At 52.2% G+C, this 19,641-nt stretch carries 11 protein-coding genes; 6 read left to right on the top strand and 5 right to left on the bottom strand.

Annotated elements, in window-relative coordinates:
* Positions 1-313 precede the first annotated feature (313 nt).
* The 5 genes from Q2J39_RS04610 to Q2J39_RS04590 all read left to right on the top strand — a co-directional run bounded on the left by Q2J39_RS04610 (position 314) and on the right by Q2J39_RS04590 (position 10,654).
* Positions 314-3,127: an alpha-L-fucosidase gene (locus Q2J39_RS04610; protein WP_288339225.1), complete on the top strand. Its 2,814-nt coding sequence runs from the start codon at positions 314-316 to the stop codon at positions 3,125-3,127.
* Positions 3,073-3,339, top strand: a complete 267-nt coding sequence (locus tag Q2J39_RS04605; RefSeq protein ID WP_288339224.1) for a hypothetical protein — start codon at positions 3,073-3,075, stop codon at positions 3,337-3,339. Before Q2J39_RS04610 ends, Q2J39_RS04605 begins: the two co-directional genes overlap by 55 nt.
* A 536-nt stretch (positions 3,340-3,875) precedes the next feature.
* A complete protein-coding gene (locus Q2J39_RS04600; RefSeq protein ID WP_288339223.1) occupies positions 3,876-9,386 on the top strand; it encodes an NPCBM/NEW2 domain-containing protein in 5,511 nt (1,836 codons plus the stop codon).
* 325 nt (positions 9,387-9,711) lie between these two features.
* The gene (locus Q2J39_RS04595) at positions 9,712-9,855 is read left to right on the top strand and encodes a hypothetical protein (RefSeq protein ID WP_288339222.1); all 144 of its coding nucleotides are present in this window, start codon (positions 9,712-9,714) and stop codon (positions 9,853-9,855) included.
* Between the two features lie 10 nt (positions 9,856-9,865).
* The gene (locus Q2J39_RS04590; RefSeq protein WP_230267854.1) at positions 9,866-10,654 is read left to right on the top strand and encodes an alpha/beta hydrolase; all 789 of its coding nucleotides are present in this window, start codon (positions 9,866-9,868) and stop codon (positions 10,652-10,654) included.
* Positions 10,655-10,802: 148 nt separating this feature from the next.
* Here the strand turns inward: Q2J39_RS04590 and Q2J39_RS04585 are convergent, their stop codons facing one another.
* The 3 genes from Q2J39_RS04585 to Q2J39_RS04575 form a co-directional block, all read right to left on the bottom strand.
* The gene (locus Q2J39_RS04585) at positions 10,803-11,744 is read right to left on the bottom strand and encodes a magnesium transporter CorA family protein (protein WP_230267853.1); all 942 of its coding nucleotides are present in this window, start codon (positions 11,742-11,744) and stop codon (positions 10,803-10,805) included.
* Positions 11,745-12,032: 288 nt separating this feature from the next.
* Positions 12,033-13,439, bottom strand: coding sequence for a trypsin-like peptidase domain-containing protein (locus tag Q2J39_RS04580; RefSeq protein ID WP_288339221.1), 1,407 nt, complete (start codon positions 13,437-13,439; stop codon positions 12,033-12,035).
* Between the two features lie 310 nt (positions 13,440-13,749).
* Positions 13,750-14,691 carry a LysR family transcriptional regulator gene (locus Q2J39_RS04575; RefSeq protein ID WP_288339220.1) on the bottom strand — a complete coding sequence of 314 codons (942 nt, stop codon included), beginning with the start codon at positions 14,689-14,691 and terminating at the stop codon, positions 13,750-13,752.
* A 161-nt stretch (positions 14,692-14,852) separates the two neighbouring features.
* Between Q2J39_RS04575 and Q2J39_RS04570 the strand changes: the two genes are divergently transcribed.
* Entirely contained in the window at positions 14,853-16,253 is a 1,401-nt protein-coding gene (locus Q2J39_RS04570; RefSeq protein WP_230267850.1) for an MATE family efflux transporter, read from the top strand.
* A gap of 177 nt (positions 16,254-16,430) precedes the next feature.
* Here Q2J39_RS04570 and Q2J39_RS04565 read toward each other — a convergent pair whose 3' ends face one another.
* Together Q2J39_RS04565 and purD are read right to left on the bottom strand one after the other, a co-directional pair.
* Positions 16,431-18,098, bottom strand: coding sequence for a formate--tetrahydrofolate ligase (locus tag Q2J39_RS04565; protein ID WP_230267849.1), 1,668 nt, complete (start codon positions 18,096-18,098; stop codon positions 16,431-16,433).
* Complete coding sequence (gene purD, locus Q2J39_RS04560) at positions 18,098-19,333, bottom strand: phosphoribosylamine--glycine ligase (protein ID WP_288339219.1); 1,236 nt, start codon at positions 19,331-19,333, stop codon at positions 18,098-18,100. The genes Q2J39_RS04565 and purD overlap by 1 nt, the downstream gene beginning before the upstream one ends.
* Positions 19,334-19,641: the final 308 nt, after the last annotated feature.

Here is a 19,641-nt window from a genome sequence, read left to right as displayed (position 1 = left end):
CCTTGGAATAGGTTGACTCTAAAAAAATTGTCCACTTTCTGGGGTACAGTTTAGAGTTTTCTGAAAAATAATTTGTACATTGTTTTTATTATCATTTCCGCATGTTTTATTGCTTTATAAAGGACTTAAAATCATAAAGAGAAGATATATTTTCACAAAGACCGTGCTCCTGGCAGATGGTAAGCTTAAACTGGAAAGCGCTTTCTCTACGAAGAAGCATTCGGTCTGCCGGGCACGCATTTGCCGGGTCTTCTTCCTTCGGGCAAATGAGAAAGCACACTCCCCTCTGACTGAGAAAAAAGGAATGATGCTTATGAAATTTTCGAAACGCTGTACCGCCTGGATGCTTGCGGCGGCTTCCTCGGCCAGTCTGCTCTGCTCCCCTTTCCAGCTGCTGGCTGCGGGCGATGAAGAAACCTGGATCGGATCCGCAAATCTGAGCGATACCGAAACGGCTGCACCCGCTAAAGACGATGTACTTCCCAACGCCAACCAGTTCCGCTATCAGAAAGATGAACTGGCTGCCTTCTGCCACTTTGGACCCAATACGTTCAATGAAATTGAATGGGGCGAAAGCTACGGCAATCGCGCGCCGTCGGATATTTTCCGCCTGGACCGTGATGTCGATGCGGATAACTTTGTAAAAACGCTCAAGGACGCCGGCTTTAAAAAGCTGATCGTCACCGCGAAGCACCATGACGGCTTCTGCATCTGGAACACCGCCTATTCAACCTATAACTGCGCGACAGCCGGCTACAAAAACGGACAGGGCGATGTGCTCGCCGACCTGTCGGCTGCCTGCACGAAATACGACCTCGATATGGGTCTGTACCTCTCGCCATGGGATATTCACGATCCCAGCTACGGCTATAAGGACGCCAACGGCAATCCGACCACGGAAGAAAACGACGTCCTCGACTACAACGACTACTACAACAATCAGCTCGAAGAAATTCTGAGCAGCGATAAATATGGAAACAACGGCCACTTCGTCGAAGTGTGGATGGACGGCGCCAAAGGATCTGGCGCCAACGCGCAGGAATACGATTTTCAGCGCTGGTTTGCGACCATCCAGAAAAACGAAGGCGTGGAAGCCGGCTTTGACGCCGACTGTATGCTCTTTGGGGCGGAATCCTATACGACCGTACGCTGGATCGGCAACGAAAACGGCTACGCCGGCCAGGATACCTGGTCCAAAGTCAATGTCGACCGCGAGCACAACACGATGAGCGACAACAAGAGCGGCGGCTATTCTCTCGGTTTTGAAAACGGCAACCAGTGGGCCGTTCCGGAAGCCGACGCGCGCATTACCTCCGGCTGGTTCTGGGGCAACTCCAAGAAAACGCCAAAGAGCCTTGCCGATCTTTCCAATATGTATTTCGGCTCCGTCGGTCATGGCGCTACCCTGCTGCTGAACATTCCGTTGAACGACAAGGGCGCGCTCGATGAAGCCATTAACACGCGCACGCTGGAATTTGGCCAGATGATCCGCGATTCCTTCGACAACAACCTGATGCAGGCCGAGGGCGTAACGTTAAAAGCCGACAATATCCGCGGCAATTCGACCAGCTATTCTCCGGATCTGCTTGTCGATGAAGACGATCAGAGTGTCTGGTCGACCTGTGACGGTACATCATCGGGTACCCTGCTGATCGATTTTGGCGAAACCCGCGAGATGGACTGCGTCAGCCTGGAAGAAGCCATTCAGTACGGCCAGCGCATCAATCACTATGAGGTGGAATACCAGAACGCCAGCGGTGACTGGAACACGCTCGAATCCGGCGTAACCGTCGGTCCAAAACGCCTGATCCGCTCCACGCCCTTTCGTACGCAGAAACTGAAAATCACCGTTTCGACGCCCGATGGAAAAACTCCGGTTCTCAGTGAAATCGGTGCCTATAAGCTCAACGAAGACATGGAAAAAAACGGAGGCGCTCCGACCGGCATGATCGTGACGGATGTCACCAGCCCAAGCGTAACGACTACTGGCAGCTGGAACGCCGAAACCGGCATGCAGTATACGAACAACACGAACAAATGGGTCAACGCCGGCAGCGGCGCCACAATGACCTGGACGTTCACCGGAACCAAAGGCTGCATCGTCGGCACCCTCGATCCCGGACATGGAACCGCCGATGTCGAAGTAGACGGAAAGCCCGCCGTTACGATCAACATGTCCAAGTCTCCGCGTAAAGTCGGCCAGATTCTTTTTGAAACCGATACGTTAGAACCCGGCACGCACACCGTAAAAATCACGCCGAAAACGAGCGCGACTGGCATCGAAGCCTTCTATTCGATCAACAACGAAAACAAGGGCATGGTCGGCATCGAACAGGCTGCCTATACGATGGGCGAAAACGAAACGCTTCAGGTTAAGCTCGTCCGCACAGGCGGAACGGCTCCAGTCGATGTGACCTTCTCGCCAAACCCGGGTACCGCCATCCAGGATGACTTCAACACCGAACTGATTCATCAGGTGCACTTTGCGCAGGATGAAATGGAAAAGAACGTTACCGTGGTTACCCGCCGCAACACGAATAAGACCGGAAACCTGCAGTTCAGCGTTGAACTGACGAGTGCCGATCCCGACATGATTCTCGGCTTCAACTCCAAAGCCGCGATTACCATTCTCGATACCGAATCGAACTTTGAAAACTATACCGAAGCCAATCCGTTCGTCTTCCCGACCAACGGCAAGCAGGCCACGCTCGAAGCCGAACACGCCATTCTTACCAACACCGGCGCAGCGGATGAGCAGTGGAAGCTGAACGTTGCGCAGGCCGACTGGGCAAGCAACGGAAAATACGTCGACTCCTGCAACGAAAACGACTACATCGAAATTCCGTACGTGGCCGAGCAGACGGGCGACTACACCTTTACGCTTTCCTATCGTTCCGGCGCGAACGCCAACGCAATCGCCTGGTCGGAAGCTAGTGGAAAAATCGCATCCGGTTCCGTTACGGCCGGTGCGGATAGCCCAAGCGCGACCCATACGAAAACTTTTACGCTGACCGTCCTCAAACCAGGCGCCGGCGTTCTGAAAATTGCAGCTGGGCAAACAAGGCTCCGCAGATGGATAAATTCGATATCACAGCGCCAGAGATCCTCCTCGACAAAACCGTTCTGAAAACCACAATCGACGCGATCCCGGAAGATACATCCGCGTTTGGCGAAGGCGAAGCCGTGCAGGCACTGAATGGCCAGCTGACCAGCGCTGAAGCCGTATTTGATAATCCGAACAGTCAGGAAGAAATTAATCAGGCCGCCAAAGCACTCAACCAGGCATGGCTTGAAGTTCGTCTGCTTCCCGACGAAACGCTTCTTGCCTCTCTGCACTGATTTCCAGGCGATCGCCTTTCCGATCTGCCCTGCAGGAAATCCAGAGATACAAGTCCCCCTTTGAACTCTTTGAAAAGCGTCCAATTCCGGGCGCTTTTCTTTCTTTCCTGCTCTCTTTTGGGCATCAGCGGCACTCGCCTTTTTTAAGCATTCGTCTTAAAAATTGGTTTGACGAACCGCCAAAAACCATAGAAGATGAATAGGAAATGTAAGCGTTTGTATGAAAATACAGTTTGTTTCCCCGCACAAGCGGCTTCTTTTCGGGCAAAAAAGAAAGTCTCTTCTCCCCAGCTTGACACGGTTCACTTTCGGGCCTACATATCCATAGTTTCAAGGAAAAACCGTTCACGCTCAATGAACATTCAGATGCTGCACTGGCTTTTCTGCTTTTTCAAGAGTCAGTCTAGCCTGCCAAAATACAGACGCTGCGCAAATCAGCGTAAACGATCGTCGGCTGTATCCAGCCGGCAAAAAAGAGAAAAAAATGAAAAAAGCAGGCTGTTTTTTTGCCTGCAAAGAAAAGAAAGGAAAAACTTATGAAACGACCAGGACGCCTGATGCTTTCGCTCGGGTTATTGAGCTCTGTAGCCGCCAGTACGGTGCTGCCGTTAAGTGAAAGCCTGATCCTCCCGCTTTACGCCAACGACAGCGATGAAGCGCAGGTCATTCACGCTTCCGATTTTGGTGCGGATCCAACCGGTACGAAAGACTCGACGCAGGCGATTCAAAAAGCACTTGCCGCCGCAAAAGAACTGCGGGAAACGTCCGGAAAGCCGGTTACGGTTTCCTTTGAAAAGGGCGAATACCAGATTTACAGGGACTTTGCGGCGACACGTGAAATTCACACGTCCAATACGAGTTCCACCGACTATCCGACCAAGACAATCGGCATTCTCATTGAAGATCAGCAGGATCTGACTCTCGAGGGCAACGGATCGCTTTTCATGATGCACGGCAACATGATGGCTCTTGCGGTCACTCATTCCAAAAACATTACCCTGCATGACTTCTCCTGGGATTTTGCGGTACCAACCACATCCGAAATGACCGTTTCGCGCATGTACAGCGAAAACGGCAAGGATGTCACGGAATTTTACGTTCCCAAGTGCTTCCCGTATCAGATCGACGGAACCACGTTCCGCTGGACGAGCGAACCCTCTCCCTATACCGGAAAGACGTACTGGACGAAAACCGGCATTCACGAAAATACGTACGCGATTTCCGCGACCGACGCGACTGGCGAATTTACCCGCCGCTTTGGCACGAATGCCGAAAACCCGTTCAATAACGTAACCTCGATTACGCCGGTGGAAGGAACCGACGGAACCATTCTGAAATTCGTCTATAACTCTTCCCGTCCGTCCATGCAGAAAGTCGGCATGACCCTGCAGTTCAACTCCGCTGCGGTTCGTGAAACCGCCGGTGCCCTGATCTGGGAATCCGAAAACGTTACCGCGCGCAAAGTGCATGTCCATTACATGCACGGGTTTGGCTGGCTGCTCCAGATGGCCAAAGACGTCTATTTCTATGAATGTTCCATGGAACCCAGAGCCAATTCCGGTCATATCGTCGCGAGCTACGCGGACGGCATTCACGCTTCCGGTGCCGCCGGCAAGCTCGTCATTGAAAACTGCCGGTTTGCGGCTTTGCACGATGATCCGATCAACATTCACGGAACCTTCACCCGCGTTGAGCAGAAACTGGACGACCACAGGCTCCAGCTCAAGTACATTCATGCCCAGCAGGGCGGCTTTCCGCAGTTTCATGTCGGCGACCAGGTTCAGTTCTTCTCTCGCGACCTGCTTCAGTCGGCGGATAACGAAACGGTCTATACCGTTAAAAACGTCATCTCCAATCCAGGCGAAGACGGCAACGATCTCAAGACGATGGTCATTGAATTTGATGAAGAACTGCCTTCCTATCTGACCGATAAGATCGGATCCGAACCGAAATACGTTGCGGAAAACATTACGTACACCCCGGAAGTCACGATCCGAAACAATACGTTCCGCGACCTGGCAGCCCGTGCCGTTTTGTGCACGACGCGCAAGAAAACGCTGATCGAAAACAACACGTTCTACAACACGTCGATGGCTACGATCTTCCTGTCCAACGACTCCGATCAGTGGTATGAATCCGGTCCGATCCGCGACATGACCATTCGAAACAACACGTTCTACATTAAGGATTCCGGCGAACGCGGCTGGGAATACCGTTCCGCAATCTATATTCATCCGGTAACCAAAAACGGCGGACTGCCGGGCTATGAAAATCCAATTCATAAAAACATCACGATCGAAGGCAATACGTTCCACATGGATTCCGATACCGTCGTGAAAGCCGAAAGCGTTGAAAATCTGACGATTCGAAACAACACGATTTTGCGAACCAACCCGGATCTTGCCTTCACAATCGGCGACCTCAGCAAGCACATCCGTCTTGCTGCCGGAGCCAGCACGCAGTCATCCGTCACGCTTAGCGGATCTTCCCGCACGGGCAATACGGAAAACATGTACGAGTTCGCCAAGTCGAAAAACGTAGTCATCGACTCGAATACGTACGACAACGGCCAGAAACTGTACGCCTATCGCGACAACACCCCGGAAGATCAGATTCACATTACCAACGATGCGGTTACGCTGACGACGTCCAAAACCGGAGCAGCTTCAGCTTCTGCAGGCGCCATTCATTATCTGTCCGCCGATCCCGCGATCGCTTCCGTGGATGATTCTGGAAACATCACCGGCGTATCCGCTGGTACGACTCAGGTATACGCCTGGACAAAATGGGATCATTCGCTGCTCTATTCCGATCCGATCGAAGTGACAATTTCGGAAAGCACGACCGGTTCTGCCGTCACGATCGATCAGAAGGACAACACCGTAGTCGGCGCTGCATCGAACTTTACGGCTAAGACACCGGAAGGCGAAACCGTCACCTGGTCGGTTACGGCACTCGATGGAACTGCCACGGATCAGGCCTCGATCACAAGCGCAGGCGAGCTTAACGCCCAGAGCGGCATTTACAAAGTCATCGCCTCCAGCGCTTCCGGTTCGGATTCGCGCATCGTTCTGGTAAACACCGGAAAATCCGCCTCCCTTACTCCGGGCATCTCCGTAACGAATTCGAATACGAATCTCACTTTGAACGAAACCGAAGCGACGATCGCACTCGAAAAGGGCGACTTGTATGAGGAAAACAACTCGGTTAAAAACCTGATTCTTTACGATATCCCCGCAGACACGGAAAATTTTGCAACTTCCGTTCATGTCACCGGTCTTCCGATTCGGGAAAGCGGACAGTGGGATACCGCAAGCTTCCTCGTCTTTGGTGACGCGGACAACTACCTCTCGCTTGGCAAGAAGTGCCATTACGACGGCATTGCGACCGTCTCGGAAACCGGCGGCAGCGCAACCGAGCTTGGAGACAATGCCGCACAGAACGCCCTTTCCGATGCCTGGCTGGCTTTTGTCAAGGAAGGAAACACTGTACACGCGTACTGGAGCGCAGACGGCAAGACGTACACTTCCGTTCGCGATCTTTCCGCTACGATGTTAACGGGCAAAAGCGTACGCATCGGCTTTGCGGGCTGGCATACAAATCCCCGCGGCAAAACTGTTACTTTCAAGGACTTCCGCTTCAAAGCCAATACAACAACTCTCAGCGATCTGAATGAGGAGACCTCCGTTTCCTTTGAACATGGAAATGCCGCGACACCTGTTCTTTCTAACGTACAGCTTTCGGCAGAAACTGCAGAAGCCGGCAGTCCAGTAAGCGTAAGCTATGACGCGACCAATCCGGATGGCGGACAGAGCAGCGCGCAGGTTCTCTGGACGCTCAAAAACGACGAAGGCAAGATTCTCTCGCAAACGCTCTGCGACAGTACGACGTATACGCCTGCACAGCCTGGCAAACTTACTGCGACCGTTTACCTGACGTCGGCCTGGGGCATTCCCGCAGAGCCGAAAGCGACAGCCGAATGTTCCGTTACGACGCCGGCTTCCTCTTCCATCCGCTCCATTCAGGTCAATGGTCAAACCGTCTGGACCGCTTCGGGCACTGCTCCGGATTCGGCATCGATTGCGCTTCCGGCCATCGGCGAAAAAGCCGAAATCCGCGTCGAAGGCGCCGCTTCCGGATGGAAACTGGATGGTACAGCACAGACGACCGCTTCGGCCGTTCTCAGTCTCTCCGGCAAAACCGAGTGGACAATTGCCAATGCGGATGGTTCTACGCCGGTAACGCTGAACATTGAACAGGCCAAAGACAGCCGCTGTGCCATTAAGGATCTGAAGGTCAATGATGAAGCCTTCAGCGCCAACAGCGTCATGACCTGGACAGGGTCCAATACGATGACGATCTCGGCTGCAAGCGACGATACAGCTTCCCTTTCGCTGTACAGCGCCCTCAATCCGGCTGCGCTCGCAATGGCACAAGCGGGCCAAACTCTCTCGGCCAGCGTTACGCTCAAAACCGGCATGAACTCCTTTATCGTGGGCAGCCATGCCGAAGACGGCATCAACCTGGACAAGAAACTTGTTCATATTCTTTACGCACCCGATACGACTGCACAGGTAACGTCCGTGAAACTGGGCGATGCCGTTCTTTCCAAAGAAGAACCGAATGTCGTTTCCGATGAAAGCACAGCGGTACTGAGCGCCGCGTATATGGGCGCAGGCCGTCAGGCGTATCTCAACGGAAAAGAACTCGCCTTCGATGCGCAGGGTCATTCGCTGCTTGGCGAGATCAAGCCGGGCGTCAATGAGCTGATCGTCAAAGTGCTTGCCGCTGACGGCATTTCCAGAGCCGTGGAAAGGTATACACTGTACGCCTCCGATCCCGCTAACGCCGATCTGTACGCGCTGAGCGTGGACGGCAAAACCGTCTCTGATCCAATGGCCGAAACGTATGCCCAGACGATTTCCAAATCGAACTTTGAAGTCCGTGCGCAGGCGATGGATCCCGATGCGACCGTCATTCTCGATGACGGAGTAAGCCGTATAATCGGTACCGGATCAGCAAGTCTGAACGTTTCTCTCTTTGAAAACAGCCATCAGGTCAAAGTGTTCGTGCTTTCCAAAGACGGAACCGAAAGTCATTCTTCAACGATGGACTTTGAAATGGCCGCCTATCTGTCCAATCTGACCTGGTCCGAAAATTCGACCGTCGGCTACGACACGATTCAAAAGGACAAGGCTTCAAGCGGAGCTGCCATTACCCTTTGCGATGAAGAGCAGAACGGCAGAAAATACGAAAAAGGCATCGGATCGCACGTCAACACAAACATCATCTTCAATATCCCGGCCAATACGTATTCCGCACTCAGGGGAGCCGTCGGCGTCGACTACACGAAGCACAATTCGATTTACGCCAATATCACCTTTAAGATTCTTACCGGCTCGAAGGAAGCCTTCAATTCGGGTTCCATGACCGGTACCACACCGCTTAAAGAATTCAGCGTACCGCTCGATGGCGTTACCCAGATCACGCTCAATGCCACGCAGCCGTCCAACAACTGGGACGGTCACGCGGACTTTGCGGACTGCAAGCTCGAAATGACCATGCCGCAGATGCAGGCAACGAACCTCGATCTCACTATGCTCACCGCAGAAATCGAAACCTTTCCAAACGTTCGCCTCGATTCGGTCGACGCGGCGAAGAAAGCCGCCTGGATCACCGCAATTGAAACCGGATCCGCGCTGAAAAAAGATGTACTGAGCAATGCCCAGAACACCGTAACCCAGCTGCAGATCGACAATGCGGCCGCAGCCATCCGCAATGCGCGTCTGGCCATGCTCGGCGAAACGCCGGCTGTCCTGGACTACACTCAGCTCAATCTGCTGATCAAAACGGCTGAAACGATTGATCTGAATGAAGTAACGGATGCATCCAAAGGCACGTTCGCGCAGGATCTTGCCAGTGCTAAAGCCCTTGTCAACAAGGCGCTCGATCAGGCGCACATCAACGCACAGGCCAAAGCCCTTCATGCGTCCCTGCTTGCCCTTCGCTTTACACCCGACTCCAAAAAGCTGGACGGCCTGAAGTAAGCCGATTGAAAACAGATAAAGCTGATGACTGGATCGCAGATCCCTGCGTCCCAGACCTGTCTTTTTCTGATGGCGAAGTAAAGTCTCCATTCGGAACAAAAAAATGAAGCAGAGTCCATGCCTCTTGGAATTATCCAAGGCGGACTCTGCTTTTCTTATGCGATCGTTTCTTTACAGCTGAAAAAACACATCATGAGGATGGCGAGATTTTCCCGCCAGAGGAAAGACGAATTGACATTCAAACCCGCTTATCTTTCTCTTTCGTTATGGAAGAAGACTCTCTTTTGGATAGTGATAGGATAGGAAAAAATATTGTGGAGAAGCTATGAGAAATTACTGGAAAATTCTTTCGATTGTCCTGATCGTGCTGATCGTCCTTGGCCTTGTGCTTGCGATGGGCTTTAAATGGCTGCAGACGCGCCGTGCCGTTCCTGCAGACTATTCAAGCACAGGTCGAAGGCGTCATTGAATCCAAATACATGAAAAATGGCCCGTATGCGGTGAAAAAGCAGGAAGATCACGCCCTGCAGAACTTTTCAAAATACGAAATTTTCTATCCCGCAGAACTGGAAACGAGCGATCGTACCTGGCCGGTTGTCGTTCTTTGTAACGGGACGGGCGTACCGCTTTCCCGTTATGCGGCGATCGCGCAACATTACGCCTCCTGGGGATTTATCGTCATCGGCAGCGAAGAAGCGTATTCGTGGAATGGATGTAGCGCTGAAATGGCCCTGCGTCATCTGGAGCGGCTGGACGAAAACGAAAAGATCGGCGATCAGAACAGCGTCTTTTATCACAAAGTCGATTTCGACCGGATCGGCGCGGTCGGTCATTCCCAGGGCGGTGTCGGCGCCATGAATGCGGCGAGCGTTCAGCCTCATCATGACGTTTTCAAAACGATCGTCGCGCTTTCGCCGACCAATCTGGAACTGGCGGAAAATCTCGAATGGGCGTACGATCCATCTCTGGTTCCTATTCCGACTCTGCTCATCAGCGGTGCAGGCGGAGGCGATGATCCTGTCGTAAACAAGGAGCAGCTTGAAGAAATTTATGCAAAACTTCCCGGACAGAAAGTCATGATGCGCCGTGTCGATACGCCGCACGGGGACATCCTGTATAAAGCGGACGGATACGTCACCGCCTGGCTGATGGCGCAGCTGCAGGACGATCTGGACGCCGCAAAGGCGTTTGCCGGGGAAAAAACAGAAATTCTTTCGAATTCTCTCTATCAGGATCAGAAACTGGACATGGAAAAGGCTGCACAGTAAAAAAGCCGTCCGGTTGCGATACAGAAATCGCCCTCTCTGAAACTTTGGATCGAACGATTTCACACCACGAAAAAGACGATAAACGCACGAAGGGAAGCCCAGAAGGACTTCCCTTTTTTAACGGCATAAATTCATGAAAATGCCGGACTCATTTATAGCTGGAATTGTGACGGAAATAGAGCCACGCAAACAGGCAGAGAAGAATCGAAATGAGCAGCGGTACCCAGGCCATCGGCCAGGGCAGGCCTGTAACATTCATGCCGTAAAAGCCGTAGACCATATTCGGGATGGACAGGACGAGCGTGATCACGGTCAGCCGCTTCATGATGATGTTCATGTTGTTGTTGATGACGTTGGTAAAGCCGTCCGCGCTGCGATCCATGACATCCGAGTAAATCTCGCACATTTCAATGCCCTGCTTAACCTCGATCAGAACATCATCGAGAAGGCCGCGATCGGATTCATACATCGGAATCTGTCGCGATCGAAGAATGCGCCGCAGCGTCTGCTCGAGCGCTTTTAAGGATGTCGAAAAATAGATCAGACTCTTTTCAAGAACGAGCATGTCGATCAGATTCGAATTACTCATGTGCTTATACAGCTTCTGTTCCGTCTGGTTGCTGAAGCGGTCGATCAGACGCAGCGCGCTTAAATACTCCTGTGAAATCAGAAGGATGAGCTGCAGAAGAAACCGCGTTTTATAACGGGTATCGAGATCTTTCACCTTTCCCTGAATCAGGGATTCAATCGTCGAGTTTTCCCGCGTCGAAATCGTCATGATCATTTTGTCGAGCAGGACGACGCCCATCGGCAGCGTGATATACGTTTCAATGCTTTTGCGTGTCGTCTGATCCTTTTCGGGATAGTCAATAATGACCAGCGTCTGATTGTCGTCTTCAGAACGGTCGATATAGGACGATTCTTCTTCATCTAAAGCCGCGCGCAAAAACTCCGGAAGAATAAGGAACTCATCCAGAAGGCGCTGTTTTTCTACTTGAGTCGGGCTCACTACGCTGATCCAGCATCCGCGAACCGGCTGATCGATTTCTTCCAGCGTTCCGGATCCTGACGTTTTAAAATACTGAATCATTTTCTCATCTCGCTTCTTTCTTATCCCCTATACAAAGCCGCAGTACGAACCTGCAAATGATTACGCTCTGTTCTTTTATCTTAGCGAGAGGAATTCGTATACTCGTTTTCAACACTCAGAAATCCGAATTCCGGAAGGTTTTCAAAACGCGGCTCAGGTACCGTACACGAGTCGGACTGGCTGTTCTTTCCAGAATGAAAAACGAGCCCGGACCGACTGGGTCTGAGCTCGCTGTTTTTCGGGTGGAAAGCAGGAATCTTCCGAAAAGAACGGAAATTCTGGGAAAGCTTACCTGGCGTCGAACGCTTTGCCTTCAGCTTTCCATCCGTTATTGGAAAGGAAGCTGTATTCGTTCTGATCGGTGGTGAAATGGTGTGCGCCGTTTCTTGCGTTCGGGTTATACAGACGATATACGTTCTGGAACGCGTCGCTGGCCTGCGGAGCACTCCAGATTACGCCTTCGTTTCTCCAGCCGACGGAAACGAGGAACCTGGCTTCATTCTGATCGACCGTGTAATGATGGTCGCCGACATTCGGGTTGTAGAGACGGTATACTTCGGTGAGATTTTCGCCTTCCGCATTTCTCCAGGCAACCCCTTCATACGTCCAGCCGACGCGGGAAAGGAAAGCGGTTTCGTTGGCGCTCTTCGTATAGAGGTGTTCGCCGGAGTTTGGATTGTATACGCGGTAAACCGGCGTTTCAATGAAGTTATCCCCCGTGCCGTCTTCGTTTTCTAAAGCATGGTCCGCATAATCGAGAACGGACAGCGTCATCGCCACACCGCCGCCGATTCCGGACTGTTCACCGGTGATCCGATCTTCGTAGCTGTAGCCGTATACGCCTACGGCTTCATCGCGGCGATTGAGCATTGGCGAACCGCTCTGTCCGCCGCTGGCGGATGTGTCATGTTCCAGGAACGGGCCGTCCATGTACGAATAGGTTCCCCAGTCTTCATACTGGTTTGTCTCATTGGAAACGCCTCGAACTTCTGCAGGATAGCCGGACACGTGAACGGGACCGGTTCCCGATGGGGAATTCAAACGGATAAAGGATCCGTCGGTCAGCGGCGAAGGAAACTGCACGAGCGCAAAATCGTAAATGAAGGAGTCTTCTTCACTCGTGGACGGATCCTGATACAGCGCGGGCATCGAATAGCGGGAGACTTCCTCGTCAGAATCGTAGCGGGCGAACGGATAAAAGTCTCCATTGACCGCCGGCTCCACAACCAGACGGGTTACAATACCATAGCCGCCTTCTTCCGGTCGGGCAAACAGGCAATGGGCGCATGTCATCATTTCGGTCGGGGAAACCATGTAGCCGCTGCCCACAAAGTATTCTTCTTCGCCATAGGCGTTTTCAAAGGTCATGTACAGCTTGCAGATGGCATTGTACGGAAACTGTGTCGTATCGCTGACTGTCGTGCGGTCATCGATCCAGCTGGCTTTTTTGCGTTCGGAAAGCGGGAGCCGTTCGAGCAGAATGTCACTGCCCTCGCGGGTTTCCTTTTCAAACGTTTTCGGGCGAATAAACTCGAAGGTGTTTTTCGTTCTGGCACGGCGGCTGGAGTCAATCTGGTTCACCGTTTCTGCCGGACGCGTATCCACGTCGGATTCTGCAGCCAGAATTGGAGCTGCCGGCAGCAGGGCGCAAAGCGATGCGCTCAATACAGCGCTCAGGGTTTTACTGCGTTTCATCTCTTTTTCTCCTGTTCATAATTTTGCTTCTCAGAAAGGCGGCAGGATTGCCCTCCTGCCTTCTTTCCCCAAATCCAAAGCTGTGACAAATACAAATCCAAATCGTACGTTCGAATCGAAAAAGAACGCAAGCCGTCTGGTTCAGTCTGTCGGTGTATTTATATAGATTCGGTATAAGTTATGGCCATGGTAACACTGATGGAACAACTTTTTCACAATCCCTGGGAAATCTGATGAAATGAGACAAAAACTGAATCGGAAGGTTCAAATGCATCCATTCGTTTTTATTTTTCACATCATGAATATTTGTTTATTCGCGCAGATCCAGAATCATTTTTTCGAGAGCCCTGGCGGCCTGACTCATCGGGACATCCCGGTTTCTGGCCAGATAAATGGAGCGCGGCGGAATCGTTTCGACCAGCGAGAGCGTACAGAGATCTCCCGTCTGTGCCTCTTCGCTAAGAAATTCCTGCGGCACAAAGCCGACGCCAAGATGATTGCGCACCACCGGCAAAATCTGATCGGTTGCCGCCACTTCAATATCGGGATTCAGATGCAGATCGTATTGGGCAAACACCTCTTCGTAAAACTGCCGGGTAGCCGTCTCGCTGCCCAGTACAATGAGAGGCATCTGGCTCAGATCCGAAATAGAAAGCGGCTGTTCGATCGATCTGGCCAGTTTTTTCGAACAGACGGCACAGTCCTGAAAGTCGCGCAGACGGACCCATTCGATCTGACTGGCCGGATGGCATGGGCTGGTGATGACCGCCAGATCCGCGAATCCGTTTTCTAAGGCGGACAGTGCCTGCGGCGTCGTATGATTAGAAATTCGAATCTGGATTTGCGGATAGCGCGAGCGAAAGGCATTTAAAACCGGAAGGAGCAGACAGCGAAGGGCCACTTCGCTGGCCGCAATCGAAACGGCGCCGGCTTGCAGCGCGCTCATTTCCTGCAGTTCGTTCTGGGCTGCCTGAATGTGTTCCATCGCAATTCTGACATGCGCATACAGCCGTTCTCCCTCGGGGGTGAGTTTTACGCCTTTATGAAAGCGGATAAAAAGATCGCATCCAAGACTTTGTTCGAGCGATTTTATGACGCGCGAAACGTTTGGCTGATTGCTGAAAAGATGTTCAGCCGCTCTGGTCAGACTGGAATATCTGGCGACGCAGTAAAAAATCCGATAATACTCAAAATTCACCGCATTTTTTTCTTTTTTCAGACGGTTCTGAACGTCTGGGTTTCTTTTGGTCATGGCTTTTTTCTCCCGACTGGCTTTCTATTTCATAAACCATATCAAATTGATATGGCTTTGATATCAATACAATATTTTACATATGGCTTTTCTTCTGGATAATGAGTAACGGGTTTGAAAAATCCTTTAAGAAAGGTATGGAAAGAAAGGAATTGAAACGTATGAACAAGGATCTGACGGTCGGAAAACCGTCGAAAGTGCTCTGGCAGTTCTGTCTTCCCCTGTTTGGAAGCATTCTGTTTCAGCAGCTTTACAATATCGCCGACAGTTTTGTCGCCGGACGATTTATTGGCGAAAACGCGCTGGCCGCAGTCGGCAACAGCTACGAAATCACGCTCATTTTCATCGCGTTCGCGTTCGGATGCAATATCGGCTGCTCGGTCGTCGTCTCCCGTCTGTTCGGCTCGAAGCAGTACCGGGATTTAAAAACGGCTGTCACGACAACGATTGCCGCCAGCGGCGTGCTTTGTGCGGTACTCATGCTGATCGGTTTTGTCGGCTGTCAGTTTCTGCTCGAGCTGATCAACACGCCGCAAAGCGTCATGGCCGATTCCATGGTGTATCTCGACATTTACTGCCTGAGTCTTCCCTTTGTCTTTTACTACAATGTTGCGACCGGCATTTTCTCGGCGCTGGGCGATTCCAAAACGCCGTTTCTTTTTCTGGCCGGTTCTTCCTTAAGCAACATCGCCGTCGATATTTTGTCTGTAACGGCCTTTGACATGGGCGTAGCCGGTGTGGCCTGGGCGACGCTGATCTGCCAGGGTGTCAGCTGCGTGCTCGCCATTGTATATGTCTTCAAGCGGCTTCATACACTTCCTCATTCGGGAAAAGCCCCCTTCTTTTCCTGGCGCATTCTTCAGCAGATTTCCGTCATCGCCATTCCAAGCATCCTCCAGCAAAGCTTCATTTCGGTCGGCAACATCGTGATTCAGGGCGCGATCAACGGGTTTGGCGCCAGTGTCATGGCCGGCTACAGCGCTTCGATCAAGCTGAACAATCTGGTCATCACCTCTCTGACGACGCTTGCCAACGGTATTTCCAACTATACGGCGCAAAACATCGGCGCAAACAAGCTTCATCGCATTCGCGCCGGCTTCAACGCCGGGCTTCGTCTAGTCTGGGGCATCTGCCTTCCCCTCTTTCTGGCGTACTTTTTCATCGGCGACCGGCTGCTTCTGCTCTTTCTCCAGCATCCAAACGGCGAAGCGATGCAGACGGGCATCGAAATTTTACGCATTCTTTCTCCGTTCTACTTCATCGTTTCCGCCAAGCTCGTCGCCGACGGCATTTTACGCGGAGCGGGCCAGATGGGAAAATTCATGATTTCCACGTTTGCGGATCTGATTTTGCGCGTCGGTCTGGCACTCATTCTTTCCGCCACCGCTCTCGGTTCAACCGGCATCTGGCTGGCGTGGCCGTTTGGCTGGTCGGCCGGTGCCGTTCTTTCCCTGCTCTTTTACCGCAATGGGCCCTGGTTTAAACACGGTAAGTACGAAGAAGGAAACGATACCCTCGAAGACGAAATCGAAGCGACCGAAACCGAGCTGGCGATTGAGTGAGGCAGGTTTTCTTCCAAACGAAAAAATGCAGTTTCGCGGATTTTGCGTCCGTCGAAACTGCATTTTCTTTTTGCGTATTGAATTTGAATTCTTGGTCCCTTCGAAGATCGATTTCATCGAGGATCGGTTTCCTCGATCCAGTTTCGTATCTTCGTTAGGCTGCGAGAATTATTTGGCTTAGAACAGCCCTTTGATCTTGCCGTTTTCGTCGATGTCCATATCGAGCGCGCTTGGATGCGGCGGCAAACCCGGCATCGTCAGAACCTTGCCCGTCAGAGCAACCACAAATCCGGCGCCCAGAGACGGACGCAACTCACGCACGGTAATAGCGAAGCCTTTCGGTGCGCCCATGCGTTTAGGATCGTCGGTCAGAGACATCTGCGTCTTGGCCATGCAGACGGGCAGCTTGTCCCAGCCGTATTTCTTGAATTCTTCGATCTGCGCTTTGGCTTCGTCGGTGAATTCGACATGATCGGCGCCATACACTTTTTGTGCGATGGTCGTGATCTTGTTTTCGATCGAATCCTTTTCGTCGTAAAGTACGTGGAAGTCGTTTTCCTGATCGCAGAGATCCACTACCTTTTCGGCCAGATCGAGCGCGCCTTCGCCGCCTTTGGCCCATACCTGGGAAAGGGAGAGCGGATGACCGTTTTCGTTGCACCATGCTTCGAGTGCCGCAATTTCAGCCGGCGTATCGGATTCGAACTGGTTGATGGCGACAATGCACGGCAGTCCAAACTGATGGATCGTGTCGATGTGCTTAGCCAGGTTGGCACAGCCTTCCAGCATAGCCGGAATGTTTTCTTCCTTGAGATCTTCAAAGGCTACGCCGCCATGCTGCTTAAGAGCACGGATCGTAGCAACAAGAACAACGGCGTTTGGATGAAGATCGGCCAGACGGCACTTGATATCGAGGAACTTTTCCGCGCCGAGATCCGCGCCAAATCCGGCTTCGGTTACGACGTAATCAGCCAGTTTCAGCGCCGTTTTCGTTGCGATAACGGAGTTGCATCCGTGAGCGATATTCGCGAACGGGCCGCCATGAACGAGAACCGGGTTGTGTTCGAGCGTCTGTACGAGGTTTGGCTTCACGGCGTCTTTCATGACCATAGCCATGGCGCCTTCACACTTCAGATCACGGACATAGACCGGATCGCCGGAATGGTTGAAGCCGATGAGCATGTCGCCAAAGCGCTTTTTCAGATCCATCAGATCGTCCGCCAGACAGAGCGCGGCCATGATTTCGGAGGCAACAGTAATGTTGAAACCGTCCTTGCGTTCGATGCCGTTGACTTTGGAACCCATGCCGATTTCAATTTCGCGCAGGGTGCGGTCATTCATGTCGAGGCAGCGCTTGAACGTAATGCGATCCTTGTCGAGATCGAGTTCGTTGCCCTGATACATATGGTTGTCGATCATCGCGCAAAGCAGGTTGTTCGCGGTCGTGATCGCATGCATGTCGCCGGTAAAGTGCAGGTTCAGATCTTCCATTGGAACAACCTGAGCATAGCCGCCGCCAGCCGCGCCGCCTTTCAGACCGAAAACCGGACCTAAGGACGGTTCGCGCAGGGCGATCATCGTTTTCTTGCCTAAACGATTGAGGGCATCGCCAAGACCGACGGTCGTGGTGGATTTGCCTTCGCCGGCTTTCGTCGGGTTGATGGCGGTAACGAGAATGAGCTTGCCGTCTTTATTTTGGGAAAGATCGAGCGTATTCAGATCGATTTTTCCTTTCGTTTTTCCATACGGTTCAATTGCATCGAGATCGATGTCCGCTTTTGCGGCAATGACATCAATCGGTTCCAGGACGCATTCCTGTGCAATTTCCAGATCGCTTTTAGCCATTAGTCCAGATCCTTTCTTCCGATATCGTTTCGATAGAACAGCGCATCGGATTTCACATGTTTCAAGTCCGCGTACGTTTTTTCCATGGCCTCTTCGAGCGTATCCGCGAGGTTGACGAGCATGAGTACGCGGCCGCCGTTGGTGTACAGGTTTCCGTCTTCTTCTTTCGTTCCCATGTGGTAAATCAGAGAATCGGTATCTTCGAGGCCTTCAATCAAGGCGCCTTTGGTGGACGAAGCCGGATAGCCGGTGGAGGCCAGAACGACACCATGGCTCGTTTTGTCGGTCCATTTCAGTTCCGGTTTTCTGCCATCCATAACATCGAGAATCGCCTGAAGGAAGTCGCTTTCCAGGCGGCAGAGAATGACTTCGGCTTCCGGATCGCCGAAGCGGGCGTTGAATTCGATTGTCTTGATGCCGTCTTCGGTAACCATCAGACCGCCGTACAGAAAGCCGGTAAACGGAACGCCTTCGGCCTGCAGCGCTTTGGCCATCGGCTTCATGATCGCTTCCATCGTGGTGTTGACGAGCTCCGGCGTAATTTTGCGGACCGGAGAATAGCTGCCCATGCCGCCGGTGTTCGGACCGGTATCGTTGTCGCCTACGCGCTTGTGGTCCTGCGCGCATTCGAGCGGAACGACGAGATCGCCGTTAACCAGGGCGATCAGGGAAAACTCAAAGCCTTCGAGATAGTCTTCAATAACGACTGCATTGTCTTCGATCGCAAAGGCGATCTCCAGCGCTTCAAGCGCATCTTCGATATTCATGGCTACGGTCACGCCTTTGCCGGCTTTCAGACCGTTTTCCTTAATGACGATTGGGGCGCCGTGTTCGAGCACGTAGGCTTTCGCGGATTCAAGATCGTGGAACGTTTCGTACGCCGCTGTCGGGATATCGTATTTTTTCATCAGCGACTTGGCAAAGTCCTTGGACGATTCCACCTGGGCTGCGCCCTGGGTCGGTCCAAACACTTTGAGATTGCGGGCGAGGAATTCATCCGCCAGGCCGGCAGCCAGCGTATTTTCGGGGCCGACAATGGTCAGATCGATGCCGTTATTTTGCGCAAAGTCCGCGAGTCCTTTTACGTCATCGGCTTTGATGTTCACGTTTTCGCCGATCTGTCCCATGCCCGGATTGCCCGGTGCGCAGTACAGTTTTTCGCACAGCGGCGATTTGGAAGCGGCCAGAGCGAGCGCGTGCTCTCTTCCGCCGGTTCCAATGACGAGTACTTTCATAAAATCACCTCATATTAGCAGGATCTGCAGAAACTGCAGATAAGTTTTCATTTTAACCGCTCCGCCAGAACGCGGGACGGTCTGGTTTTCATTCAGATCAGACACTCTGTTCTGGAGACTCTCTTCTCACCTCTGGTTTTCTCCCGGTTTCGCTTTGGAAATTTGTCCGGAAAGACGATGGAAGACGGCCAGAATGAGAGACACAGGGAGCTGAACGCTTCAGTTCCCTGTGTAAATGGTAAAGGCAGCAGGCCGCGATCAAATCCTCGTCTGGCCCGGTCTGTCTTTGTGAATCCTAAGTTGAGTAA

It is taken from the genome of uncultured Allobaculum sp. (assembly GCF_948576815.1).
Classification (GTDB): domain Bacteria; phylum Bacillota_I; class Bacilli_A; order Erysipelotrichales; family Erysipelotrichaceae; genus Allobaculum; species Allobaculum fili.
Note: the sequence above shows the minus strand (reverse complement) of the source record. Positions and strands in the feature narration are given on the sequence as shown.